This window comes from Amphritea japonica ATCC BAA-1530 (assembly GCF_016592435.1).
Lineage (GTDB): Bacteria > Pseudomonadota > Gammaproteobacteria > Pseudomonadales > Balneatricaceae > Amphritea > Amphritea japonica.
This window is the reverse complement of record NZ_AP014545.1, coordinates 1,178,830-1,204,546: the sequence shown is the minus strand read 5'-3', so window position 1 is coordinate 1,204,546 and position 25,717 is coordinate 1,178,830. Positions and strand designations below refer to the sequence as shown.

The following is a 25,717-nucleotide window of genomic DNA, read 5'->3' as shown; positions in this document are numbered from 1 at the left end:
GATATGACATGAGATTCCTTTGATGTACCAAAATGATGTACCAAAGGCATGGGGTATCAAACTTGAGAATGCAGCAATCACGGGGCCTGTAGCCTTACGTGAGAAATTGGGGGCGACTCCACCAGCCACATCCCGGCACACGAATCCACCGCTGTGGCTGCTCCCTTCCAGGCCTGACCAGGTTCACGGTTTATCGTTGCGGGAGGACCAATGGAGCCACCATAACGTGACCACTTAAGGTCGTCTCGAACGAGACAGGCGCGCAGTATAGCAGTCTGTTCAATAGATGCAACAGCCTATCGGTCTGCCGGGGACGACACCGGATAAAATCCCTTCTAAAGCGTTTCATTTACCCGGGTAAACGTTGCTATTTCGAAGCAATTCAACCGAATATCGAGCTTGATCCCATTGGGTGATGAGTAAAAATTAAATTTTAAATAACGTTTAATCGTCCGACTTAAACTCTTTAGTAACCCGCCGCACATACCACCAAACTAAGATCACAATCGCTGGTAAAGAGTAACTAAGCCAGTTGATTGCTATCTCTTCAGGTTCACCCGAGGTCATATGACGAATTGTTCGTTCCACCAGATCAAACAAGTAGTATGTCACGACGATTATCGAGAAAGTTTCTAGCTTCGCCTGTAAGTTCAACTGGCGACGAGTACGTTTATTCATTGAACTGAGTAATCCGTGGATTTTCTGTTCGGTCGACAGGTCTACCCGGGAACGCAGCAGGTTACTGGCACGGGCAATACGTTGAGACAACCGTTCCAGTCGTTGTGCTGCCGCCCGCCAGGTGCGCATCGCCGGGTCAACCCGACGCTCTATAAACTGCTCCAAGGTCTGCAGCCCTTCGATACGAACCTCTTCTAACTCTGAGATTCGCATTCTCACCAGCGCATAATAGGCATCCGATGCGGAGAAGCGGTTGACCGTATCCGCTGAGATCTCTTCCGCCTGAGCGGATAAGATCATCAGGGCATCCAGCGTATCTGACTCATCCCCTTTTTCAAGTTCGCTTAACTTAACCGTTATTTCTGCCAGTTCGCGATCCAGCTTAGTAACTTTTTGCATCACTTTACGTGCCGGCTCTATACCTAATAAAGCCACAGCCCGGTAGGTATCAATCTCACAAAGCCGTTGTATGAGTCGACCACACTGATAGCCGTGCATATCAATGTTTTTCACCAGGATACGATCAAGAAAAAACTCACCTTCTGCACGAAAATCGGTCCAGACTCTCGCAGCCCCGCGCATTACGTTAGAACCAATATACTGATGATGTTTAAACAGATCCTTTGCCATCTGCTCATCACCTTCGGTAGACGGAGCCAGCACCTGAATCTGAACACCACCTATCAATTCACCCGGGAGTTGATCACTCCAGCCTTCCGGTAACCCCGGCAATGTCTGTTCCCAACTACTGTCGAGCTGGTTATGGTAAAGCGTCAAAGTATAAAACTCAGTATGCGCTTCCCATCGCAGCGCCAGCTTCTCCAACTGTTGATAGTAAAAACTTGCCCCGGGTTCCATCGCCTGACCACCGCAAGCAACAAAAAACTCTGAGATTTCGTTACGCACTTCAGCGATACTCTTCTCTTCAAGCATCAGGGCGAAGTGCAGCACTTTCAGCGGCGCGCCAAGCTGTTGAAACGGCCGGGCATGTACTTCATTGGCAATCATCTGGCGTTGAGAATGAAACTGCACTGGGTTTCTCTCCAATTTGTATTAACAACGTTAATTACTTATAACAATCTGATACTGAGGGTATTCCTCATCAACTAGCTTATGCTAAAACTGAACCTGCTGAATTTTATCTTTTCTAATAAATAACAGGATTAAGCATCAGCGTGCACTGACCGAAAGTAAGAAAACAACGTTATCAGACTTAAGTCTAAGATTAAATATAATTTATGGAGCAGTATGAAACAGGACAGCAGCCAGCGATCTATCGCGAAACTCTTTACCCATCTGACCTGGATTATCATTCTGGGCCTGTTTTATCTGTTGTTTCAGGATCAGCTGTTGCAGAAAAACGACCCCAATCACGACCTGAATACCGTGGAGAACGACCAACCGGTTGTACTGCAACGTAACCGTCAGGGTCATTACGTGGCGCCCGGCAATATCAACGGTCAGCCGGTTCGGTTTCTACTGGATACCGGTGCAACTGATATTAGCATCCCCGGTGCATTAGCCGACAAACTCACATTAATACCTGGCCGGGCATCATATGCCAGTACCGCTAATGGCACGATCAAAGTCTATGATACCCAGCTTGACTCGGTCGCTTTAGGCGGATTATCACTGCCGAATGTGTCTGCCCACATCAACCCTCATATGCAGGGCGATACCGTTTTGCTGGGCATGAGTTTTTTAAAACATCTGGAACTGACTCAACGGGGAGATACACTAACGTTGAAGCACTAGCATCTCATCACTACACTCAACACAAAACTATTGCACCGGTAGAGTCATTATCCTAGAATTGATGCTCAATTTTTATACATCAAGAGAAGGGCTGACGTCCTCGCCAACCTGCCTACCTGGGCAAGGTGGTTGTTTCGCTAAGTAACAGCGTAACGATGTGGTCATTTACCGACAATAAATCAGGTAACCCCCACGTATAACGTCAGCTCTCATGTAAATGGGAGCAGATCCATGTTTGAAGCACATTTAACCTACGCAGCCTCACCCCTTGCCGATTATGCGCAGGATGACCCCTGTATTAAACTCAATACACCCGCCAGCTGTTGGCACGCTATTCATCAGTGTAACCTGCGTTACTGGATAACCCGTGGGAAACGACAATCCCAGACCCTGCTGTTTCTCTATATCGAGTTCAAAAAAACTGACAATAGCCACGGTTATAAACTCATCGAGCTTCTGGAAACAGAGTCCTCAGCAATAAAGCTATCCGTTAAAGAGGCACAAAAGATCATTAATTCAACTTTGCTTGGCACTACTTTAGATCGACTTAAAACAGAGCAATGGTGTCAGTCTTTATAAGTTTGGGCGAAAAAGGATACAGCCTTGCAAAACCTGTAGGGCTGTCTAACAAATCAAGCGCTTTGTAGAACAGGGGAAGAAATCGTAGACTGAGATGATCTTCGTTCTCTATTACGTCGGTAAAGACTTCAAATCATAAGCCTTTTGCCGATATTATTAATGAAGAGTCTTTTGAAACGTTGCTGACGTACAGCAAGATAAGCAGGCGCAGGACAACAACCAGGCTACCCATGAATAATATACGTAAACTGACGTACGAAATTCTTGAGATCGGTAACAAGCAACACATGCTGGGCAGAGTGATCGATATTTTCTTAATCGCCCTGATATCATTAAACGTGTTGTTTGTTATTTTGGAGACCCTGCCCTCTATCAGTGCAGATAACCACCTCTGGTTTCATCGGTTTGAGGTATTCTCTGTACTTGTGTTCACCCTCGAATACATTGCCCGGGTCTGGAGCGCAGTTGAGGACGATGAGCGTAATCATCACCAGCCGTTTTGGGGCAGAATACGTTACATGCTGACCCCGATGGCCCTCATCGACCTGATCGTTATACTGCCGTTTTATCTGAGCATGGTAATAACCGGTATCGACCTACGCTTTATGCGGGTATTACGTCTGCTGCGAGTCTTTAAACTAACCCGCTACTCCTCTTCTATGTCATTGCTATTGCAGGTTCTACATCGCGAATCCAGATCGATTAGCGCGGCCCTGTTTGTGCTCTTTATGCTGATTATCGTCGCATCAAGTCTGATCTATTTCGCAGAACATAAAGCCCAACCTGATGTTTTCAGCAGTATTCCTGCAGCGATGTGGTGGTCAATTGTCACTATGACAACTGTTGGCTATGGCGATGTTATTCCCATCACTGCGATGGGTAAAATAATGGCCTCGATCATCAGCATTATGAGTTTAGGTATCGTGGCTCTTCCTGCTGGGTTATTGGCATCAGGTTTCAGCGAAGCGCTTAGACAGCGACGCAGAACCTATGAAAAAATGGTCAACCTGGCCATTCAGGATGGCGTTGTAGACTCAGTAGAAGATAAAGCCCTGAACCAGATGCGCAAAGCCCTGGGAATCAGCAAAGAGGATGCCGCTCATATTCTTCATTCCAATCTGGACCAGAAACTGGAGCAAGATATGCAGCATGATCTGGCCCAGTTACGAAAGGAGATAGACGCTGTGTTGCATGACCACTGCCCTCACTGTAACCACGCGGTAAAATGGCTTGAACGAAGAGCTAGATAACTAAATAGTAGTAACAATGGTTATTAGCGAAACAAAAACAATAAAATAATAACTTATTGTTTTATTTAGGCTTAGCCATATAAGCATATTATTCAGTAACTATAATTTGTTTTTTTCTTCAATAACCATATAAAATAAAGGTCATTGTGTACTACTGAGGTTAATGCTGGTGACAACAAAGCATACCGTTAAAAATAAAGGTGAGCAGCAGCTGGAACTCACCCGTTATTTTCCATACAAGTTATCAATACTGGAGCGGGTCGTTGGCCAGTCTATCGCGCAACTATATTTAGGCAGATTTAACCTCAACCGTCAGGAATGGCGAGTTATTGCAGCGCTGGGAACCCAGAAATCGATGTCTGCAAAAGAATTAACCGCCTACACTAATCTGGAAAAAATGCAGGTCAGCAGAGCGATATCCCGGCTCCGAAAAGATGAAATGCTTCACCAGCAAGAAGACAGCCAGGACCGGCGATATAGCCAGCTTAGCCTGACTGAGAAAGGAAAAGCCACCTACCGTAAAATTGTCCCTCTGGCGCTGGCTCGCGAAGAATTTATTCTCTCGGGGCTCACGGAAAAGGAACAAGCACAGTTGTTCACGCTGATGGAAAAGGTCCACGACAAAGCGGACGAATTACAACAATGGGGTTAATCTATTTTAGCCTGAGGTGATGTCCATAAAAACAAAATCGCCCCCCATTTGCTTACCTCGTTTCAATGCAAGATCTGCACGCTCTAAGACTTTGTCAGCATTGTCTCCGGATTGATAAGTCGTTAAACCAATAGTGGCCGTCATTGCAAAAGATATATCCTGCCACAAAAATGTATGAGCGCGAATTTTCTGCAAGGCTTTCTGTATCACCTGCCGTGCAATTCCGGAATTGCCTTCGCGGATCAACACAATAAAATCAGCACCATTCCATCGAGCTAAACAATCCTCAGAACTCAACACCTCATTGATCATGCTTGCACAGGAGATTAAAACCTGATCACCGCATTCATAACCATAGCGGTCATTAATCATCTTGAAAAAATCCAGGTCAAACATCATCAACGTAAAGTAAGAATCACTACTCACTGCACGTTCTATCTCCTGCTCAACTCGCTGTAACAGATGATATTGATTATAGACACCAGTCAACTGATCCATAACTGACTGACGTTTAAGGCCTTCCATCTTTACCGTCATATCAGTTATATCGATAAAGGAAATAATATAGTGATTGGGCAGGATAGTACTTCTAACTTCACTAAACGCTTCAAAACAACGATTCCGGCCATCATTGCAACGTACGTTAACGATAGCCTTAGCAGTTACATCATCACGTTGCATTGCAGCTGCAGATTCATCTTTCCAACGGTTTGTTATCTCCTGTCGATATTCAGGCTGAGGGTAAGCTAACTGCATCCAACTAGCCGCATCAGGAGTCGCCGACAATGGATAACCTATCAGTTCAAGATACTTAAAATTCACATGACATATTTTCTGAGCACTCAGATCATCAACCTGGTGTTCTTCAAAAGAAATCACTAAAGCTGCGATCGGTAAGTGATCTAAGAAACTGTAGAAACTATCTAAATCACCCTTTACCAACTATTAACCCTCATATACATCACATGGAAAGGTAGCTAAAAGAGATTTATACCTGCTTTCCTCAACTCCCCGTAATCGTTTCAATATTAATTTCACCTTCCAGCGTTCGATGCACTGGACAACGATCCGCTATTTCTAATAATCGCTGCTGTTGCTTAGACGTTAGATCTCCGGTTAGCGTTATATGCCTTAAAAACTGGTCAATTTTACCACTTTCTTGTTCGCACTTGGCACAATCCTGAGCGTGCACTTTAGTATGACTCACATCCACCTGCACATGCTCTAAGGGAATATTTTTCTGGCGCGCATACATTCTGATAGTCATTGAGGTACAAGCCCCTAACCCAGCGGCAACCAGTTGATAAGGTGTCGGCCCCAGATAATTACCGCCGTAACTTGCCGGTTCATCCGCAACAAGATGATGGCCTGCAGCACTGACATCCTGAGTAAAGCTGTCAGGATCAGCCTCAGATATCCGGGTAATCCCTTCCGGTGCTTTCATCTGTTTAGGCAACAGCTGAACATCAATATAACGCTGCGCCCAGGTAGAGATCACCTCTGCTGCATAGTCAGCATCTTCAAACCGACTCAACAAGTGGTCGGCGGAATCCAGTGTAACAAAGCTCTTTGGATGTTTTGCCATCTGAAACAGTTCGGCGGCATTCGCCAGATCAACCGTCTCATCCAGTGGCGCATGCATCACCAACAATGCCTTACGTAACCCCGTTACCGCCTGTTCGAGCGATACCGCAGAAATATCCTCAATGAATTGGCGCTTAATGGTAAATGCGCGGCCTGCCAGACTTACATCTGCCTTACCTTCGGAACATATTTCATCAACCTGACCACCAAAATTGTGCAGTACATGCCTGGGATCGGCCGGTGCACCGATCGTCACAACCGCCTTAGTTTCAGGTACCTGACCAGCCATCGCTAGCACTGCCGCACCACCAAGAGAGTGACCGATCAACAACTGAGGGGCCGCGTACTGCTCGCGCAGAAAGCTCACCGCTAAGAGTAAATCCTGCATATTAGAACTAAAACCGGTATTAGCGAACTCTCCCTGAGAGTGGCCCAGACCGGTAAAATCAAACCTCAGTACCGCAATTCCCAAAGAAGCCAGGCGCTGGGCGATCCGTTTCGCGGCCTGTATATCCTTAGAGCAGGTAAAGCAGTGAGCAAACAAGGCATAGGCTGCAGGTTTACCTACCGGAAGATCCAGACGCGCTGCCAGCAGAGATCCATCATGTCCCGTAAACTCTAACCGTTCAGTTCTCATAGCATCGCTCCAAGTTTTCTTTGTACTGAGTATTGATCAGACAATGACTGCGAGCTATTTATTTTTAACTATCAGATAGATTGAGCGGATAAATCAGAAAACAGATACGGCTTCGCCATTTGCTGGACGTCGCTACACGACTCGCTAGAAAAACAAAGACAAAAAAAGGCTACAGAGTGTCCCCATATAGCCTTTCACAATCTAATCTTTTTCCATCTAGCGCCTAGCAGGAGCCGAGGGCTCCGTTCTAGCAAGCAGCGAAGCTGCGTTCAGCACTAAAACGCCGAAGGCGTTTTAGTGCTGATGGCCACCTTCGCCGTGAGCGTGTCCATGAGCAATCTCTTCACTAGTTGCATCACGGCTATCGATGATTTCGATATCAAACGTCAGCACTTTACCGGCCAGGGGGTGATTATTGTCGACCGTCACCATGAACTTACCGACTTTAACAACTTTCACCTGTCGTAATCCCTGCTCGGTGTGGACCGTGCCGACCATACCCGGACGCCACTTCTTCGCCCCTTGGAGATGTTTAACAGGAATCCGCTGCTCGCAGTCAGGCAAAAACTCACCGTAGGCGTCTTTGGGCTCAAGAGTTACAGAAAAGGTGTCACCTACTGCTTTGCCTTCCATCGCCTTTTCCAGGCCCGTGATCATATTATTATGACCATGCAGGTAAGCCATCGGCGAACCACCCCGGGTGGTCTCTTCAACACTGTTATCCGCATCAGTCAGGTTGTAGTGAAACTGAATAACTTTATCTTTTGTTACACTCATTACTATTCCTTAATGGCTTCAGGGCTGCCGATGAGCCCCGTAAAAACAATTGCTGTGGATTATACGCCATCAGCAAAGATCAGTAATCTCAAATTCACCCTGCGGCAACATCACCACATCACCTGAATACCGGCCCATTAAAACTTTGCCAATAGGCGCTTCAGGGGTAATAAAGATAACGGTATAAGATTTATATTTAATCTGAATACCGCCTCCCGCAGGGCCAATAAACAGATACTTCAGGGTCCCATCCTCCGCTTCCAGAGTCACTAGTGCAGAAAGACCCACCACTGAATCTTCAGTAAAATCCCTGAGTAGCATACTTCTATAGGCTGCTATTTCGATCTCCAGCGCCTCCACCCTTCTGGACTGCCCATGGGCCAGATAGGAGGCCTCCAATCCCAGAGTGTCATACTTGTTTTCAGCTACATTTTCTTCATGAGTAGCATCCTCACGCGCCTTGTTTGCCGCTGCAATATTGGTATCGAGGTCAGCCTGAAGTTGACTTATTACCTGTACTACCAGTTGTTTTTTATCCATATACCCCGCCCATTTCGCCACAGTATCTCTATTAAATAATGAAAAAGAAACATTCTATTCACATACTTCAATGATGATCTGTGGGACAATACGCCGCTTAATTTTCACTCAACGTTATGACTGATGGATTCCTGCTTTGCTGACTACCGCTAATATCACTATGCAGTTTGGTGCCAAACCACTGTTCGAAAATATCTCCGTAAAATTTGGTGAGGGGAACCGCTACGGCCTGATCGGCGCGAACGGTTGTGGTAAATCTACTCTGATGAAGATTCTGGGTAGTGACCTGGATGCCAGCTCAGGTACCTTTTCTAAAGATCCTAATGAACGCATCGGCAAGCTGCGTCAGGATCAGTTCGCTTTTGAGGCATACAGCGTAGTTGATACGGTGATCATGGGCCATGCTGAACTTTGGAAGGTCAAACAGGAACGGGATCGTATCTATTCACTGCCCGAGATGAGTGAAGAGGAAGGCCTTCAGGTCGCGGAGCTGGAAGTCGAATTCGCAGAACTGGATGGCTACACAGCTGAATCCCGTGCTGGCGAGCTATTGCTGGGACTGGATATTCCGATTGAGCAGCACTTCGGCCCGATGAGCGAAGTCGCTCCTGGCTGGAAACTGCGCGTTCTGTTGGCTCAGGCGCTGTTTGCAGATCCTGACATCCTGCTATTGGATGAGCCTACCAACAACCTGGACATCAACACTATTCGCTGGCTGGAAGGTGTACTGAACGAACGTAACAGTACCATGATCATCATCTCCCACGACCGCCACTTCCTTAACGCAGTCTGCACCCATATGGCTGATCTGGATTACGGTGAACTCCGGGTATATCCAGGCAACTATGATGATTACATGATCGCCTCTACTGCACTGCAAGAACGTCTGCAGTCAGAAAATTCAAAGAAGAAGGCTCAGATTGCAGAACTTCGCAGCTTCGTCAGCCGCTTCTCAGCAAACGCATCCAAAGCGAAGCAGGCGACATCGCGCGCCCGTCGGATTGAGAAGATCGAACTGAATGATATTAAGCCATCCAGCCGACAGAGCCCTTATATCCGCTTCGACCAGGAAAAGAAGCTACACCGCCTGGCATTGGAAGTCGAAGGTCTGAATAAAGGTTTTGGTGCTGAACCACTGATCAAAGACCTTAACCTGATGGTTGAAGTAGGCGAACGTATCGCGATTATCGGCCCTAACGGTATCGGTAAGACCACCCTGCTACGCAGTCTGTTTGGAGATCTTGAACTGGATAGTGGCGAAGTAAAGTGGTCGGAAAACAGTAATATCGGCTATTACGCTCAGGATCACGCCCACGAATTTTCTGAAGATATGAACCTGTTTGACTGGATGGCTCAATGGACTAAGTCCGGTGCCGATGAGCAGGTCATCCGCGGTTCTCTTGGCCGCATGCTATTTTCACAGAACGAGATTAAAAAATCTGTTCAGGTGCTTTCCGGTGGTGAGAAAGGCCGGATGTTACTCGGCAAACTGATCCTGCAGCAGCCTAACATCCTATTGATGGATGAGCCAACCAACCATATGGATATGGAATCGATCGAAGCCCTTAACCTGGCATTAGAAAACTTCGAAGGCTCGCTGATCTTTGTCAGCCATGACCGGGAGTTTGTCTCATCTCTGGCAACCCGTGTCATCGAACTGAAGGAAGATGGCCTGACCGACTTCCGCGGTGGCTACGAGGCCTATCTTAAGAAACAAGGCATCATCAGCTGATACAGCCCTTTATTTACCACCAAAGCCAGCGTCTGCTGGCTTTTTTATTGTTTGTCGCTTCCGCCGCCACATCCGCTCGTTTCGACTACACTGTTAAAATCCATTAATAGTTCTCAGCTTTAATCTACCCGTTTAAATCTGGAATCCACTTCGGTTTAAATCACAAAGCGCACTTCAATCACAGTCTCTCTGCTCACCAGCGGAGCACTTAAACAGAGGTCAGTATTATGATGTTACAAAATATTCGAAGGCAGACATGGATAGGCAGGTTCCTTATCGCCTTACTACTGACCATGAGCTTCCAAAGTCTCACCGTCAACGCGGCGATGATATCCACAGATAGCATTATTCAGACAGAGCACCAGCAATATACTAAAAGCGATCTATTACAAAAACTGGAATCGAAGGAACTACAGCAGCAACTGGCTGATATGGGCGTTGATAAGCAAGAGCTAGAACAACGAATTGCCAGCCTGACACCGGACGAGATCAGCCAACTTAACGCGAACTTAGCTTCTCAACCCGCCGGTGAAGGCGTTCTTGGGCTGGTGGGGCTGGTTTTTGTCGTCTTCGTTATCACTGATATGCTTTGTGCCACTAACCTGTTCAGCTTTGTTCGCTGTATTAATCGTTAAATTGGCAGTGCCACTGATCAAACGAATATCTGCGCCACTGCTACCGACCGTCATACTTTTCTCAACGCTGTTGGTAGCTGGCTGTAGCAGCAACCCGGTTCTCGTTGACGCGTTACTAACTGATCACACCCTCAGCACCGCCGCAGAGCTTCAGGGATTAGCCCATTTTCCACAGCAGGATAACCAGTGCGGCCCTGCATCTTTAGCCACGATGCTCGCGTATAACAACATTTCAGTTCGTCCGGAAGCATTACGCCCCTACCTTTATATTCCCGATAAACAAGGCACTCTGGCCATCGAACTGGAGGCAAAAGCACGCCAATATGGGCTGATTGTCTATCCACTTGAGCCACAACTGAAATTTATACTAAGAGAACTGGACGCAGGACATCCAGTGCTGGTGATGCAGAATCTGGGGTTTAGCTGGTTTCCCCAATGGCACTTTGCAGTTGCCATCGGCTATGATCTGGACGCACAGCAGATATATCTCCGCTCGGGCCCCGATAAACGCTACCCTACTGATCTATCCCTGTTTTTGAAAACCTGGAACAGAGCCAACAACTGGGCCAGAGTGATACTGCCCACAAACAGGTTTCCTGCGACAGTAGATCAGCAACGCTATGTTAAAGCCGCAAATACACTGGAACAACTGGGTGTAAACAACGCCACATTGACAACATCAGCATTCGAAGCTTATCAAACTACGCTAAAAAGATGGCCCCGCAATACCGCAGCACTGATGGGACTTGGCAATATCAGCTATGCCAGGCAAGAATATAACTCAGCCGTCGATTATTACATTCGTTATATTGAAAAGAGTGTTGCCCCTGAAGCTGGCTGGAATAACTTAAGCTATGCCCTGATGCAAACAGGCTGTATTGAAGCTGCTCTCAAGTCTGTCCGCTGCGCTATTTCAATAGCGCCTGATCAGGCTAACTATCAGAACAGTTTGGCTGAACTTAGCAGCATTTCAGGGCAAAAAAACACTGCTAAGAACTGCGAACTACCCATCTGCATCACGTCAGAATAATCTCAAACCGAAACAGCCCTGGCTCGACGCATCAGGCTAAACTCACTCAGACGTTTGTGGTAACGATGGCTTCACCCGCAAGCTGTTCATGCTAACTAACAGCTCCAGGGTAATCTGTTCAAACCGATATACACTTCCCCCTTCAGAGCTAACAAAAGCGTCCGCATCGGCTTGAGTTGAAAAGCTTGCCAGGGTTGGCCCCATCGCACCTTTTTTTCCATGACCGATCACGTAGAATGCTTTTTTCGCATCAATGTAGGTTTCATCATCCGGATGGTCCCAGGGAGTGACTGCCATATCGTGTACATAGGCCTCCTGAATGTTGTGCTGATTTTCCGGATCAACGATAAAGGCAAACATATCCCGGGTCGAGCAGAAGCGCATATTGCCACTGATACCCCGTGAATACAGCTGCCCTTTAGGGCCAGGAAAATTGGTAATAATCATCCCGCACATATGACATTCGTCACTGCTTTCTATCGCGATAGCCTGCCGCACCATGGCGGTCTTCTCAGTCTCTTCCCCACAACCTTGTAACAGCGCGAATGATAAAAACAGAAACACACCGCCCAGTAGTGACTTGATTGTACGGAGGTGAACAAATTGCTCTGACATTACAGTCCCCTGCGATTGAAAATTGCCATCGCCAGGGTCACTGGCAACGCTAACCAGACTAACATCCCACCCAAAAGGGACAGCGTGGAAAACTGTGTCTGCTGCGCAATAGCCATTAACCCAGTCAAATTCTGATCTGCAAAATACGTTATATTGACCAACCTGAAAATATCAGTCGGGTTCAATAGCAACAAGTAAGGAAACATTGTCTCATCAACATTACCCTGGGTACCCACCAGCATTCCCAGCAAGCCCAGATCAAATACCAAGACAAAAACAAACCAGGTAATTAAAGCGACACCTGCCGCTTTCGACTTCTCAGATACCGAAGCACTGATCACATACGCAATAGCGATAAAGATCCAACCCAAGAGCATCGAGGAGAAGATAAACACCGTATAGGGGCCAATTAATTCAGCCCAGGCTGTATCGGAGAATACCCCCATCATGATCGCTGAAGAACCAAACCCAATCAGAGTTGAAAACGCCATCACTGCGCTCTGACCTACCATTTTCCCCAACAATAACTGCCATCGGGATAAGGGGTATGTCATCAATAACAACAATGTACCGTTCTCATCTTCACCTACCACGCCATCATAGGCCAGCATCAATGCGATCAATGGAATAATAAAGACTGCCAGACTGGCTAAACTCACAATCGTTGACGACAACGATGTAAAACCCACTTTACCCGCTGCTGCCGCACCAAAATAGGCCAGACCAATCGCCAGTACTGAGAAAATAATACAGATCGACAGTACCCAGCGATTACGCAGACCATCACGAAATTCTTTATTGGCCACCGTTAAAATAGCACTCATTGGGCGGCCTCCTGAGTCACATTCATTGCAGAACCAGCGCCATTGTGCGATTCAATAAAGTGGGTATAGAGGTCTTCAAGTGAAGGCAGGTGAATATCCATGTTCTCCAGTCCCTGTAAACCAACCAGCTGTTGCATCGCCAACATTTTATCCTTTAACTCAATATCCAGCCGGACACCCCGTTCATCCTGAGATGCTTTGTCTGCCCAGTGATCCGGTAGTGTCAGATCGCGCCCCTGAAGATGAAAAGTCGCCGGCAGTGAGGCCTGGTGACGCAGGTCGTTAATACTCCCCTCAGCCAGTAAATTACCCTGCCCCAATATAAGCGCCCGATCGATATACTTTTCTACGCCGGGAAGAACATGTGAACACAAAATAACGGTGCAACCCTGCTGTTTCAGAATTTCAATACGTCTGTAGAAATCCTGGGTTGCGATAGGGTCCAACCCGACCGTAGGCTCATCCAGCAGCAATAGCTTCGGTTCGCCTAACAATGCCTGCGCCAGACCAAGACGCTGACGCATCCCCTTCGAATAAGTTTTTACCCGACGCTTACCCGCCTGACTTAAGCCCACCTGTTCTAACAAACTTAAACAGCTCTTTTTAGACACTCCCTTGAGACGGGCAAAATACTGCAGCACTTCCAGCCCGGTTAGCTGGTCATAGAAGCTTACATTCTCTTGCAAAAATCCCAGTTTACGCCGCAGATTACGTGCTTCAGACTGCGTTGGGTCTTCACCAAAGACCTTCACCTGACCAGAAGAGGCGCCTATCAACCCAAGTATCAATTTAATAGTGGTGGTTTTTCCGGCCCCATTGTGGCCAAACAGCCCTAATACTTCACCCTGACGTATTTCCAGATTGAGTTTATTCAAAGCAGTAACACCCTGATAGCGTTTCTCAACCTGCTCTAATTCAACAATATTCATCGTGTCATTCATATCAATTCTCTGCTACCTGCCCCGCCGCCGCTTCTAGCTGGCTACCGGAACGGTCAAACGAATCGGGTATCGCCATCAACGGATGGCTGTCGACTACACCGGGTGATTTTAAAATAGGGAACTGACGCTGCACCCAACGAAGTGTTTCTACTGCCGGACTATTTAATAACAATTTTGCAGACGGAAATTTCCATAACAAGCGATCGACACTGTCATTGGGCTCATATTCAACATCGCCTATACCATCGCCATCCATGTCCCAGCCTAAGTAATCACTCCAGAAATTACCGACACCTTTATCTGACCAATCCTGAGTACGGGTGGCAACATATTTAACCTGTTCTTTATTACTGACAAAGGCATTACCACTGAGCACATTATCCTCAGACCCCGCTGTCAGGTGGATTCCCATATCACTTTCAGCAAATAAATTGTCACGAATTTCATTAAACAGCGAGTTATAGATAAACAACGCCTTACCTTCCAGGCCTGCCAGGTTGGTCGACTGTTGCATGTGCGGGTTACGGTTATTCTGCACCCCTTCTACGCGATTATTTTTCAGCGTCGAGTTAGTAATGTAATTCATCAGAATGCCGTAATTGGCATCATTTTTAGAGCGATTACCGATCACTGTCAGGTATTTGGATTGCATTAGTGCATAACCTGTACGGGTATTCCGGGTGAAATTATCTTTGACCAAATTATGGTAGGAATACATGTAGTGCACACCGTAACGCAGGTCATGTAGATGATTACCAATCAGCTCGTTACCATTACTGGTGTCGATGTAGATGCCATCACGGGTGTGCCATACCTCGTTGTCTTTAGCTAAAGCCCCTTTTACATTGTAAAGGTGGATACCGTTGCCGCGATCGGATGATCGCATATTCAAATCACCCTCAACTTTATTCGCAACAATTTTAACATCCGGGGATGCATCCACCCAGATGCCAAAACCACCGCCCTGCAGGTAATTATGTTCAATACGGGTATTCGCTGCGGAACGGGAAACAAAAATACCAGAATCCAGATCAGTGAGATCAACACCCCAGTTCTGAATTCTCAAATTATGAATATAGACATCCGCTGAATTGATTAACAGCGTATGGTCTTTATTTTGTCCATCAATCACGGCTCCAACTTCACCCGTTAACTCAACGGCGTGGGAAACAATAAAGTTGCCTTGATACACCCCTTTAGCCAGCATAATCTGATCTCCGGACTGTGAACTATCCAGTACCAATTGCAGATTATCTGTCGGGTTAACATTGATGGTTTCCGCCTGAGCAGAAAGAGCAAAGCTTATGCACAGCAGATAACCTAACCGAGCGAATAGCGAACTCATAGAAGCACCCTGTACAAAGAGAAGACCCGGTCCTGCTCTGTATTAAACATTGCAGGACCGGGTTAATAAGGTATCACAGCAGTTCATCGATTTAAGCTCTATGGCTTATTAATCTTTTTGACGAACCCTGTAACACCCGTCGCACTTAGCTTTTCAGCCAAAATAGAGTCGTTAAGCTGGTTCAACCAACATACGACCACGCATCTCCATATGAAGCGCATGACAGAACCAGTTACAGTAGTACCAATGTACTCCCACCTGGTCTGCTTTAAAAGTAATAGACGCAGTCTGCTGTGGGCTGATCTCCATCTGTGCACCGTGGTTTACCATACAGAAACCGTGACTTACATCTTCGATCTCATCCAGGTTAGTGATAATAACCGTTACTTCATCACCCTGCTTAACGGTAAACTCATTCAGACCGTAGTTAGGCGCAACCGAGGTCATGTAAACACGGACCTTGTTTCCGTCACGGATAACCTTACTATCTGTTTCAAGCGTAATACCGTCTTTCTTCGCCATAGCAACAGTCGTTGCAAAGGTAGGATCCTTACGGTCGTATAGCTTACGAGTCTTAACCTTAGAACGGTGAACCATCATACAGTCATGTGGTTCAGCGAACGCAGGCCCATCGTGTATCAGCTTCATTTCGTCGCCGGAGATATCGATCAGCTGATCGTTCTCGGCATGCAGCGGACCACACTTCAGGAAACGGTCTTTAGAGAATTTCTGTAGAGATACCAGGTACTGACCATCCGCATCACGGGTTTCACCCATAGTGGTATGGTTGTGTCCTGGCTGGTAGTGCACATCCAGCTTCTGGAGGATGTAATCCACTTTTTCACCGTTGTAGAAACGGATCGCTTTTTCAACATCCCACTTACATACCTGGCTGTCGATGAACAAAGTAGTGAAAGCGTTACCACGACCATCAAAGGCCGTGTGTAGAGGTCCAAGACCCAGCTCAACTTCTGCAACAACCGTATCACGTGGCTGAATTTTATCGGCAAACAACTCATCAAACTTAGCCAGTTCAAAAACAGTCACTGTTGGAGACAGCTTACCGTTAGCAACTGCGTACTTACCACCAGGTGCAGTGTTAATACCGTGTGGGTTCTTAGGCACTGGTACATAACGGGTCAGTTCAGAACCTTTACGGCCATCGACTACCGGCACATCAGAACCAGGCAGAGTGATAAACTTACCTGCTTTTACTGCCGCTTCGATACGCTCAATGTTGAAGATAACCAAGTGGTCACGCTCATTACGCATAGAGCCCGGAAGGTCAATTGCACCTTCAGAGTTGTAACAGGTAGAGAACGCATACTTACCTGTGTAGTCAGCATCGGTGTTATCCAGGTTACCGTCTACGATTACCTGCCATGCAACGTCCATGGACTCAGCATCCAGACCGTTAAACATAGTGTAGTAACCTTCCACATCATCCATATTCAGGCCGTTATTAGGGTGCGGCATACGGAATTCAGCGTTAGCAAAGATATACTTAGTGTAAGGTACTTTCTGTACACGCAGACCGTGGATCGCCTGACAGTTAGGCACTGTCGTGATCTTATCAGTCTTCATGATATCACCACGGATACGGGCAACACGGGTGTTGGCCTTATCGTTGATGAAGATGTACTTACCGTCGTACTGACCGTCGGTCATAGACATGTGTGGGTGATGGCAGTCACCGTTCAGAGGTGCATTTTCACCCAGAACTTCTTTCGACTCGTTAGTCAGACCCCAACCCGTTGCACTGTCTACGTTGAAAACGGGAATACGCATCAGTTCGCGCATAGAAGGCAGGCCTAAAACACGTACCTCACCCTGATGACCACCACTCCAGAAACCGTAGTACTCATCCAGTTCACCGGGTCCTACCGTGTGTTTAGCATCAGTCGATGCATGGGCTACCGATGGCATCAGTGCGCCACCCATTGTTGCACCCATTGCCGCGGCACCACCCACCAGAGCAGCAGAGCCACCCAGGAATAAACGACGGCTGAGTTTCACATGCTCGCTTGCTTGTGAATCTTCAGTATCGATCACAGGAAGGTTCTTGTCCTTAGGATCTATCATGGTTTTGATCTCCACAAAAATACGCCCGGCCTTATGACGAGGCGGTGTTTTATTTAGGCGCCTGACTTAACTGTCAGGTCGTCAATTTGCACTGCCGGAATTTTACTCAATGCAGCTTCTTGCTTTGTTCGCTTACGTTTTTTCTGTACCAGCGGAGGACATTTGTCATCCCGGTAATAAGTCACCTGGCAATCCAGACACTGATGGCATTCATTGGCATTGATACTGCCATCCGGATGGATCGCCTGAATTTCACATTCATTTGCACAAACCTTACAGGGCTGACCACACTCTTTGCGGCGCTTAAGCCAATCAAACAAGCGCAGGCGGGCAGGAATCGCCAACGCTGCACCCAGTGGGCAGATATAACGGCAGTACACTTTACGAGTGAATATATTGATCACCAGGAGGAATACCGCGTAGAACACGTATCCCCAGTCACGCTGGAATTTAAGTAGGAAAGTCGTTTTAAAGGGCTCAATCTCAGCAAAACGCTCGGCTTGTGACAGAGATTCAAGTGAAATGGCAAACAAGCCTAACAAAATCACATACTTCAGTGCCCAGAGGCGTTCATGCACCGCGAATGGCAGATCATACTGCTTAATCTTTAGCTTACGGGCCAATTCGTTGATCAGCTCCTGTGCCGCACCAAACGGGCACAACCAGCCGCAGAAGATACCTCGCCCCCAGAGCAACATAGTCATCGCCGTGAAGCCCCAGAGGATAAAGAGCATGGGATCAAGCAGGAACAGGCTCCACTGAAAATCCCCTTGAAGCGCATGCATAAAGGTAAACACATTGACGACGGACAACTGCCCTAAGGTGTACCAGCCGATAAAAAAGACCGTAAATACCAGATATGCCCGGCGAATGCCGTGCATCAGGCGAGGGTAACGCACCAATACATCCTGAATAAAGATCACAACAAAGAGTATCGCCAGCGCAACCGTCAGGACGATGATTTGAAATGCACGCTCTTTCCATATTGAAACCCACAGCGGTTCGGGCTCTGGCTCAACAACAGGCTCAGGACGATCCAGATATTTTTCAGGTGTCAGGTAATCGCCATTGAAGCTGGTAAAAATACTGTCCAGTGCGCCAACCTGACGGCGTACCAGCAGTTCCAACTGCCAGGGGGTACCCAGATCAAAATCATACTGATTACGAACAATGAATATCGCCATCTCACGGAAGCCCGGAAAGCCCTCGATATACACATCATCTAAACGGTAATAATCAGTATCATGAAAACTTATTGCTTTGCCCGCTTGCTGCAGTTGAGTTCGATCAAAGATACCGCCCCGTACATAGCCATTGCCTTTAAACGAATACTGGCCTTCACCCATCACTGCCAGCGCCTGATCACCTTCGCCCAGCTCACCCATTAACCATTTGTACTGATCATCGCCCAGCAAGTTACGACCAATACTGGGTATATTCAACGGCGCATAGTACATATCAATGAACATACGCTGCTTACGGCCTTCACCATGATGCCCTTTAGTCGCAGCGGCGGTGCCTTCAAAGGCTTTATCAATATCACCTTCCACCAGCATCAGGCGACGTACAGAACCATCTCCGGTAAGCGTTTCCCAGTCAGCTTTTGCAAACGTATCAGGCTTTATGAGCGCTTTGGGGATCTTAGCCACTTCAGATAAGCCAGCGATACCCATAATTTGAGCGAATTTACGTGCCGAACGCATAATGCCTTCGTTTACGACCATCACCGTAACGGTCGCACCCGCTACTACATCGACGTTAAGTACATCTTTGTTATTACCTGCACCGACGCGAACCTTATCGGTAACACTTAAGCCTTCGTAGGCGGCAACGAAATCAAACAGTTTCTGTTCCGGAATCCCCACCAACAAAATAGGCTCATGATGTTCCAGAACACGGGTTGCGCGAATTTTTCCATCGATATCCATCGCAACCAGCGTATTGACTGGTTTACCGGAATAAGCAGGAATTTTAGTTACATCATCCGTTTCAAAACCGTAACCCAGAATTTCTTCGCCCTTATAGGCGCTCCAGGCAAGAAGCTTTCCATCGGCAATCTGTTGCTTCTCTTCGATTGATGTCATTTCAGGAAACGCGCGCGCTATGGTCTCAAGCTTTTGCGCATCAGTGACTGGTACCATCGCCATTGAAACGGGCGAAAAAAGGCCAACTACCATTAACCACAGCAGGATAAGGAAAGGCTTTCGGAAAAAACTGTAAAACGATTTCATTGTTACTACCACACTTACATTCGAAGCAGGTTGAGACGTAGCGATGTCTACAATATTCAACAGAAACATACATCTGTCACCAGCACGCTCCCTGATACTGACTTTATTCCATGACGAGCTCTAGAATCGTAAATTTCATCATATTCTTATGCCCCAGACGAAAGTGGATCTCCTGATCTACTTTAAAATCTGAAACTAACAGACCGTCAGCCAGATCAAATTTCATCTGCATCGCTGACATATTCCACTGCGGTATAGGCTGGTGCTGCACAATGATCTGCTTTGAGTCTGTAAGAACCCGTTTCACAACACCGTCAACGACAACTTCTCCCTGCATTGCAGAGTCAGCTTTCATCGCGTGATGCATTGTCGCGTGCTTACTCTCACTGTGTTGACCTGACTGATGCTGCATATCAGTTGCCGCTGTGGCGATACTGATTAAACCGGCAACCATCACTACAGTAGCCAAGGCTCGCACTATCCCTGTCATTATTAATTTCACTACGAACTCCTACACCAGATAATAGGTGCGACAATTTGTCGCACCAAGATAATAACAAGGTCATTCCCTGCGCCCCTTGATAATTATCAATCTGGAAAATTTACAAACAGATGTAGTGGGTGGTATCACCCTGCACTATGACAAAAGTATTCCCGCTAAAACGAGTCAACTGATTTAGCAGCGCGGATATACAGATTCAGAATTAAGTATGGTAATAAAAAGCCAAAACGCCAGTACGGCATATTGAATCAGAAGAGAGGTTTAATCAGGTGGTAGCAGGTTACCGATGCTAACGTGGTTATAAAATATAAGTGAACGGCTTACTCTGAGAAATCACTTACTTAAGATTCAAGCCAACGCTCTGCAAACGCTTGTGCTGGTATGGGGCGACTAAACAGATAGCCCTGGCCAAAGTCACATCCAACCTCCATCAGCAACAGCTTCTGCTCTTCAGTTTCCACACCCTCGGCAATCACTTTTATGCCCAGGGTATGCGCCATCACAATAATCGCTTCGCAAAGCACCAGGTCACTCGAGTTTGGTTTTAGATTACTGACAAAACTCTTGTCAATTTTCAGGTAATCGATATCAAACTGTTTCAAATAAGCCAGTGATGAATAACCAGTACCAAAATCATCAAGCGCAACCTCTATACCCTGATCCCGGAATTGCATCAGCCTGTTGGTCACCTCATCCCCGGCTTCCATCAGCAGGGTTTCAGTAATCTCAACACAAAGATTGACCGAAGCCGCCTCTTCACCCCTAAGGTTGCCAAGCCAACCCGGTAAACAGCCCTGTTCATCTTTATACTGTGCGGGCGATGTATTAATACAGATTTGCAGATCTGTTTTATAATGTGATTTCCATACTGCGGCCTGTCGAAAGACTTCGGCGAAGACCCAGTTACCGATCTCAACAATCAAGCCGGTCTCTTCTGCCAGAGGAATAAACTCCATCGGCGGAATTTGACCTTTCGGATGATTCCACCGCAACAACGCTTCCGCCTTGACCAATGAGTTGTCCCTGAGATCAATCACCGGTTGATAGTACAACTCCAACTGCTGCTGGATTGTTGCATCCCTCAACTCATTAAGCATATGTCTGCGACGCTGGGCAGCTGCTTCCATTTCAAGGGTAAAATAATGATACCTGTTTCGCCCCTTATCTTTGGCTGCGTACATCGCCTGGTCGGCATTTTTTAATAACGCTTCCAGTGTCATCGCATCACTGGGATAAAGTGTGATACCAACGCTCGCCGATACAAAAGACCGATGATCGTTAAGAAGAAAAGGTTCTCTCATCTTCTGAAGCATATTTAAGGCGATCCTATCCACAACCGAGACATTGCCAATCTCATCAAGAATAACCAGAAACTCATCACCGCCCAATCTAGCCACTGTATCCGTCGATCGAACACAAGACTTTAACCTCAATGCTGCTTCCTGAAGTAGCAAGTCACCATGATCATGACCCAGAGTATCATTAACTTCTTTAAAGCGATCCAGATCCAGCATCATAACCGCAACCTGTCGACCTTCTCTGTCTGCTCGCTTCATCATCTGTCGTAAACGGTCAGTAAAGGTTCTTCGATTAGGCAGTTCGGTTAATTCGTCATAATGCGCGATACGGGTGAGTTCAGCGTAGGCTTGCTTCTGCTCTAACAGGCTAACATCGATACAGTACATCTCTTCTGAATCATGTTCCGACTGCAGCATTACATGGCTGCTAAAAACAGGCACCAGGCTACCGTCTTTATGCAATAACTCTAATTCCGCCGGAGGAATCGCCTGATGTTCTTCTACCCATAGCCGATGCGCTTCTATCACATCATGGCGCATGTAATCAGGAATAATCAGATCTTCAAGAAGCTGACCCCGAGCATCTTCACGACTAAAACCATAGAGCATTTCACTGGCATCATTCCAATAAATAACCCGGCGGTTCTTATCATAGCCCTGTACAGCGATAGCCGGCAGGCTTTCAATCAACTCTCGAAAGCGAGACTCACTTTGTCGAACCAGCATCTCTGCCGTCTTCTGGTCCGTAATATTCAGCATTAACCCGCGCAGCCACCGAGGTTTGCCCTCTTCGGTTACGACGCTGACCATATCCCGGATCCAGACAGTCTCGCCCTGAGCGGTAATATAACGATATTCAAACTCATGATCTTTCAGTTTACAGGTTTCTTTCTGACAAAAATCCACTGCCCACTGACGGTCTTCCGGGTGAATATATTTAGGCCAGAAATGCGGCTGTAGCCATTCATTCACAGAATACCCAAGAATACGTTCCACATTTTCGCTGATATAGGTAAATGTATCAGCACGGATATCCGCTTCCCATACGACGCCATCGGTTGTATCAACCAGGTTTTTAAAGCGTTGTTCACTTAGTTTATGGGCCGCTTCAGACCTCCGTAATCGATAATTCCAATAAAGAAAGAAAATAAACAATAGAGCTAAAATGGCTCCTGCTTTAAATATTGTATCCTGCGCAATACCCTTGGGAATTTCCAGATCACTCCATTGATCAAATATCTGCTGATGCTCTGCTTCAGTAATACTATCAAGGGCTTTCTGCATAATACTTAATAGCTGAGGAGTATTCTGTGGTACTCCAAGTCGAAATTCGCTCTTATAGTCTGTATGGCCGGAAAAACTTAAGTTGAGAATCCCCTTCTGTTTCATTACATAATTAGCAGCCGTTGCGTCTCCAACAAAAGCTTCGACACTTCCGTCTTCAACTAAACGCAGAGCTTCCTGAATTGAAGAGGTATTGACGATCGTAATTTCAGGATAGTCACGGCGCAGCAGCTCATTAGTAAAATGGCCTTTATGAATCGCCACCCGCTTTCCATTGAGCTTATCGAGAGTGCCAATATACCCCCGTGCCTGTTCACTAATGATTACTTCAGAACTAGATAGATAGGGTGTTGTAAAATTGAGGTATTCAAGCCTGTCTGCGGTCTGCACAACACAAGGTAGCAAATCATACTCACCCGCTTTTGCGGCGGTTAGTACCTCCCCCCAGGAAGTTTTATCAGTAACCGGGACAAACTTAACCTCCAGCCGCTGCTCTAACAAACGCATGAAGTCAGCCGCTATACCCGTGTAACGCCCTTTTTCATCAATCCATTCATATGGATAAAAAGAACGATCAATACCTAATTTTAAGCGAGGATGTTGTTCAAGCCAGGTAATTTCGTCAGAGGAAAGATTTTGCGAACGCCAGGAAGAGTCTGCAGCAGAAGCCGCTATCGTTAAGAGACAGCTGACTATAAATAATAAAAAGGTCCCGGCCCTGAAGGGTACTCGTAACATCCTTATCTCCAGTCACTTATGACTTTTCAGACCCAAAAAAACAGTTAAATCATGTAGCTACGTCGCCATCAATCTCTCTAGTCGATATATTAAGAATAGATGAAACATGTCACTTTAGTAGGCGTAGAAGCTAAAAAAACAGCAATAACCGGCCTACACCGGTTATTGCTATTCCTAGAATTATAAGCCAGCTATGTAATCAGCCACAGCCTGAATAGAAGACTCATCTAATTTATCTACCTGAACCTTCATCAGGGCTTTCATAGGGCCACCATAAGTCCCCGCTTTATAGCCAGTCAACGCGTCAACAACCTGAGAAGACGACCATCCCTTTATCACCTGAGACTTGCCCATCGCAGCTTTCTCTGCATTAGCACCATGGCACTCAACACAAGTTTGAAATACAGCTGCGCCATCAGCCTGAACCATAGGTGCAGAGAAAGTAAATGCACAGGCAGCAAACAAAATACCACTAAATTTTTTCATTTTTAAACCCCCACGAATGTATTAACCCTATTTTAAGCAGGGTGTCTGGTGTATTACAAAGCTATCAGTCATCAGTTTGGGAGGTGAAAAAAACAGCCTGTTGGCTGGTTTTTAATGATACTCAGGGCATTGATCAAAGTTTTTTCTTTTTCAAGGGAGCCATGCCATCGTCTGAGACGATCTCCCGATTCGCCTTACGGCGATTCTTACGATCCTGTGGCGCTTTAACAACTCGCTTTGGACGCGCTTTGGCTGTATTTTTAGCCGCTTTATCAGCGGATTTTACAGGCGCAGGTTTAAGTCCTTTGAACTTCGCTTTTAAACCTTGAAGTTCACTAAAATTAATCGGTTGTTGCAAGAAGCTCTCAACCCGCTTAAAAGCCTCCCAGTCTTTCGGTCCAACCAGGGAAACCGCTACACCTTTCGCCCCCGCACGACCAGTACGACCGATCCGGTGAACATACTCTTCTGCCTGTTTAGGCATATCAAAGTTCACCACCAGTGAAACCTGCAAAAGATCCAGCCCGCGAGAAGCCACATCGGTCGTAATAAGCACCTGTTGTTGACCCCGGCTAAAGCTGTCCATTATTTTGTTTCTGTCAGCCTGACTCATCTCTCCACTCAGCGCAGCTGTTTTCAGCCCCTGACCGGTCAACAGTTGCGACAACCTATCGGTATCCGACCGGGTCGCAGTAAAGATAATCACCTGTTGATAAGTTTCAGTCTCGAGGACCTTCTCCAACAAAGCCTGTTTGTGATCCAGGTGATCAGACAGATAGAAACGTTTTTCAATATCTGCATGTTCTGCATTGGCCGCACCAATAGCAATACGTTTAGGCGCTTTCAACAGTTTCACAGCCATACTATTGACCGCAGCATGTTCCAGTGTGGCTGAAAACATCAGTGTCTGACGTAAACGGTGACTGGCCGTCTGATTAATCCGGGTCAATTCAGCGGCAAATCCAAGATCGAGCATTCGATCCGCTTCATCTAAAATGAGCAGCTCAAGCCCTTCCAGAAAAAGCGAACGCTCATCCAGATGATTAACCAAACGCCCGGGTGTCGCGACGACAACATGAGGATCTTTGGCCAAAGCTTTAGCCTGATCATTAAAGTTTTCGCCCCCCAAAACCAATGCCGCTTTATAGGTCGTTCCACTGACCAGACTGCGAAGCTGAGCGTAAACCTGTTTAGCCAGCTCGCGGGTTGGTGCCAGAATCAGTACGCGGGGGTCCCGTTTATTCAGTGCTTTCTTACGCATCAAACGCTGCATCGTCGGCAGCAGGTACGCCAGTGTTTTACCGGAGCCTGTTTTCGATGACGCAATCAGGTCATGCCCGGCCATCGCTGTAGGTATTGCCAGCGCCTGAATCTCCGTCGGCTCAGTAATGCCCTGATGATCAAGAATGGGGCTGAGCCGGGGGTCCAGCCCCAGGTCGTTAAAGTTTTCCGCGTTGGACAAAATCTGCTCCGGTTTTGACTAGCTGTTAACTCATTTCATTTGAATATCTGCGTGAGACGA

At 46.7% G+C, this 25,717-nt stretch carries 22 protein-coding genes, 1 other RNA gene and 1 riboswitch; of the genes, 7 read left to right on the top strand and 16 right to left on the bottom strand.

Features of this window, described 5'->3' with window-relative positions:
• Positions 1–116: 116 nt before the first annotated feature.
• Both ffs and AMJAP_RS05535 read right to left on the bottom strand, forming a co-directional pair.
• An RNA gene (gene ffs / locus AMJAP_RS05540) (signal recognition particle sRNA small type) lies at positions 117–213 on the bottom strand.
• Between the two features lie 231 nt (positions 214–444).
• Complete coding sequence (locus tag AMJAP_RS05535; RefSeq protein WP_019622083.1) at positions 445–1,710, bottom strand: DUF3422 family protein; 1,266 nt, start codon at positions 1,708–1,710, stop codon at positions 445–447.
• 216 nt (positions 1,711–1,926) lie between these two features.
• Here AMJAP_RS05535 and AMJAP_RS05530 point away from each other — a divergent pair, with 216 nt between their 5' ends.
• The 4 genes from AMJAP_RS05530 (at position 1,927) to AMJAP_RS05515 (ending at position 4,914) form a co-directional block, all read left to right on the top strand.
• The gene (locus AMJAP_RS05530; protein ID WP_019622082.1) at positions 1,927–2,433 is read left to right on the top strand and encodes a retropepsin-like aspartic protease family protein; all 507 of its coding nucleotides are present in this window, start codon (positions 1,927–1,929) and stop codon (positions 2,431–2,433) included.
• Between the two features lie 71 nt (positions 2,434–2,504).
• A riboswitch (SAM-I-IV-variant riboswitch) is annotated at positions 2,505–2,622 on the top strand.
• 42 nt (positions 2,623–2,664) lie between these two features.
• Positions 2,665–3,012 (top strand): hypothetical protein, encoded by a 348-nt coding sequence (locus AMJAP_RS05525; RefSeq protein ID WP_019622081.1) that lies wholly within the window; start codon positions 2,665–2,667, stop codon positions 3,010–3,012.
• Between the two features lie 230 nt (positions 3,013–3,242).
• Complete coding sequence (locus tag AMJAP_RS05520) at positions 3,243–4,262, top strand: ion transporter (protein WP_019622080.1); 1,020 nt, start codon at positions 3,243–3,245, stop codon at positions 4,260–4,262.
• A gap of 169 nt (positions 4,263–4,431) precedes the next feature.
• A complete protein-coding gene (locus tag AMJAP_RS05515) occupies positions 4,432–4,914 on the top strand; it encodes a MarR family winged helix-turn-helix transcriptional regulator (RefSeq protein WP_169336961.1) in 483 nt (160 codons plus the stop codon).
• A gap of 6 nt (positions 4,915–4,920) precedes the next feature.
• On the opposite strand, the gene AMJAP_RS05510 is transcribed toward AMJAP_RS05515, so the two are convergent.
• The 4 genes from AMJAP_RS05510 to AMJAP_RS05495 all read right to left on the bottom strand — a co-directional run bounded on the left by AMJAP_RS05510 (position 4,921) and on the right by AMJAP_RS05495 (position 8,452).
• On the bottom strand, positions 4,921–5,856 hold the full coding sequence (locus AMJAP_RS05510) for a GGDEF domain-containing protein (protein WP_019622078.1): 936 nt from the start codon (positions 5,854–5,856) through the stop codon (positions 4,921–4,923).
• 61 nt (positions 5,857–5,917) lie between these two features.
• Positions 5,918–7,135, bottom strand: coding sequence for a bifunctional alpha/beta hydrolase/OsmC family protein (locus AMJAP_RS05505; protein ID WP_019622077.1), 1,218 nt, complete (start codon positions 7,133–7,135; stop codon positions 5,918–5,920).
• A 294-nt stretch (positions 7,136–7,429) separates the two neighbouring features.
• On the bottom strand, positions 7,430–7,912 hold the full coding sequence (locus AMJAP_RS05500) for an FKBP-type peptidyl-prolyl cis-trans isomerase (protein ID WP_019622076.1): 483 nt from the start codon (positions 7,910–7,912) through the stop codon (positions 7,430–7,432).
• Positions 7,913–7,981: 69 nt separating this feature from the next.
• Positions 7,982–8,452, bottom strand: a complete 471-nt coding sequence (locus AMJAP_RS05495) for a GreA/GreB family elongation factor (protein ID WP_019622075.1) — start codon at positions 8,450–8,452, stop codon at positions 7,982–7,984.
• A gap of 136 nt (positions 8,453–8,588) precedes the next feature.
• On the opposite strand from AMJAP_RS05495, the gene AMJAP_RS05490 reads away from it, so the two are divergent.
• From AMJAP_RS05490 to AMJAP_RS05480, 3 genes are all read left to right on the top strand, one after another.
• Complete coding sequence (locus AMJAP_RS05490; protein WP_019622074.1) at positions 8,589–10,184, top strand: ABC-F family ATPase; 1,596 nt, start codon at positions 8,589–8,591, stop codon at positions 10,182–10,184.
• Positions 10,185–10,411: 227 nt separating this feature from the next.
• Complete coding sequence (locus tag AMJAP_RS05485; RefSeq protein ID WP_019622073.1) at positions 10,412–10,819, top strand: PA2779 family protein; 408 nt, start codon at positions 10,412–10,414, stop codon at positions 10,817–10,819.
• Positions 10,776–11,849, top strand: coding sequence for a PA2778 family cysteine peptidase (locus tag AMJAP_RS05480; protein WP_201356412.1), 1,074 nt, complete (start codon positions 10,776–10,778; stop codon positions 11,847–11,849). Before AMJAP_RS05485 ends, AMJAP_RS05480 begins: the two co-directional genes overlap by 44 nt.
• A 42-nt stretch (positions 11,850–11,891) precedes the next feature.
• On the opposite strand, the gene AMJAP_RS05475 is transcribed toward AMJAP_RS05480, so the two are convergent.
• The 10 genes from AMJAP_RS05475 to AMJAP_RS05430 all read right to left on the bottom strand — a co-directional run bounded on the left by AMJAP_RS05475 (position 11,892) and on the right by AMJAP_RS05430 (position 25,657).
• Positions 11,892–12,464 (bottom strand): nitrous oxide reductase accessory protein NosL, encoded by a 573-nt coding sequence (locus tag AMJAP_RS05475; RefSeq protein ID WP_019622071.1) that lies wholly within the window; start codon positions 12,462–12,464, stop codon positions 11,892–11,894.
• Entirely contained in the window at positions 12,464–13,288 is an 825-nt protein-coding gene (locus AMJAP_RS05470) for an ABC transporter permease (RefSeq protein WP_019622070.1), read from the bottom strand. The genes AMJAP_RS05475 and AMJAP_RS05470 overlap by 1 nt, the downstream gene beginning before the upstream one ends.
• A complete protein-coding gene (locus AMJAP_RS05465) occupies positions 13,285–14,229 on the bottom strand; it encodes an ABC transporter ATP-binding protein (protein ID WP_019622069.1) in 945 nt (314 codons plus the stop codon). Before AMJAP_RS05465 ends, AMJAP_RS05470 begins: the two co-directional genes overlap by 4 nt.
• Before the next feature lies 1 nt (position 14,230).
• Positions 14,231–15,574, bottom strand: coding sequence for a nitrous oxide reductase family maturation protein NosD (locus AMJAP_RS05460; RefSeq protein WP_019622068.1), 1,344 nt, complete (start codon positions 15,572–15,574; stop codon positions 14,231–14,233).
• 171 nt (positions 15,575–15,745) lie between these two features.
• Positions 15,746–17,656, bottom strand: coding sequence for a TAT-dependent nitrous-oxide reductase (gene nosZ / locus AMJAP_RS05455; protein ID WP_019622067.1), 1,911 nt, complete (start codon positions 17,654–17,656; stop codon positions 15,746–15,748).
• Positions 17,657–17,709: 53 nt separating this feature from the next.
• The gene (gene nosR, locus AMJAP_RS05450) at positions 17,710–19,887 is read right to left on the bottom strand and encodes a transcriptional regulator NosR (RefSeq protein ID WP_040404545.1); all 2,178 of its coding nucleotides are present in this window, start codon (positions 19,885–19,887) and stop codon (positions 17,710–17,712) included.
• Between the two features lie 103 nt (positions 19,888–19,990).
• Positions 19,991–20,389 (bottom strand): copper-binding protein, encoded by a 399-nt coding sequence (locus tag AMJAP_RS05445; RefSeq protein ID WP_156815208.1) that lies wholly within the window; start codon positions 20,387–20,389, stop codon positions 19,991–19,993.
• A gap of 341 nt (positions 20,390–20,730) precedes the next feature.
• A complete protein-coding gene (locus tag AMJAP_RS05440; protein ID WP_019622064.1) occupies positions 20,731–23,709 on the bottom strand; it encodes an EAL domain-containing protein in 2,979 nt (992 codons plus the stop codon).
• A 180-nt stretch (positions 23,710–23,889) separates the two neighbouring features.
• Positions 23,890–24,195, bottom strand: a complete 306-nt coding sequence (locus tag AMJAP_RS05435; RefSeq protein WP_019622063.1) for a c-type cytochrome — start codon at positions 24,193–24,195, stop codon at positions 23,890–23,892.
• 133 nt (positions 24,196–24,328) lie between these two features.
• Positions 24,329–25,657: a DEAD/DEAH box helicase gene (locus AMJAP_RS05430; protein WP_019622062.1), complete on the bottom strand. Its 1,329-nt coding sequence runs from the start codon at positions 25,655–25,657 to the stop codon at positions 24,329–24,331.
• Positions 25,658–25,717: the final 60 nt, after the last annotated feature.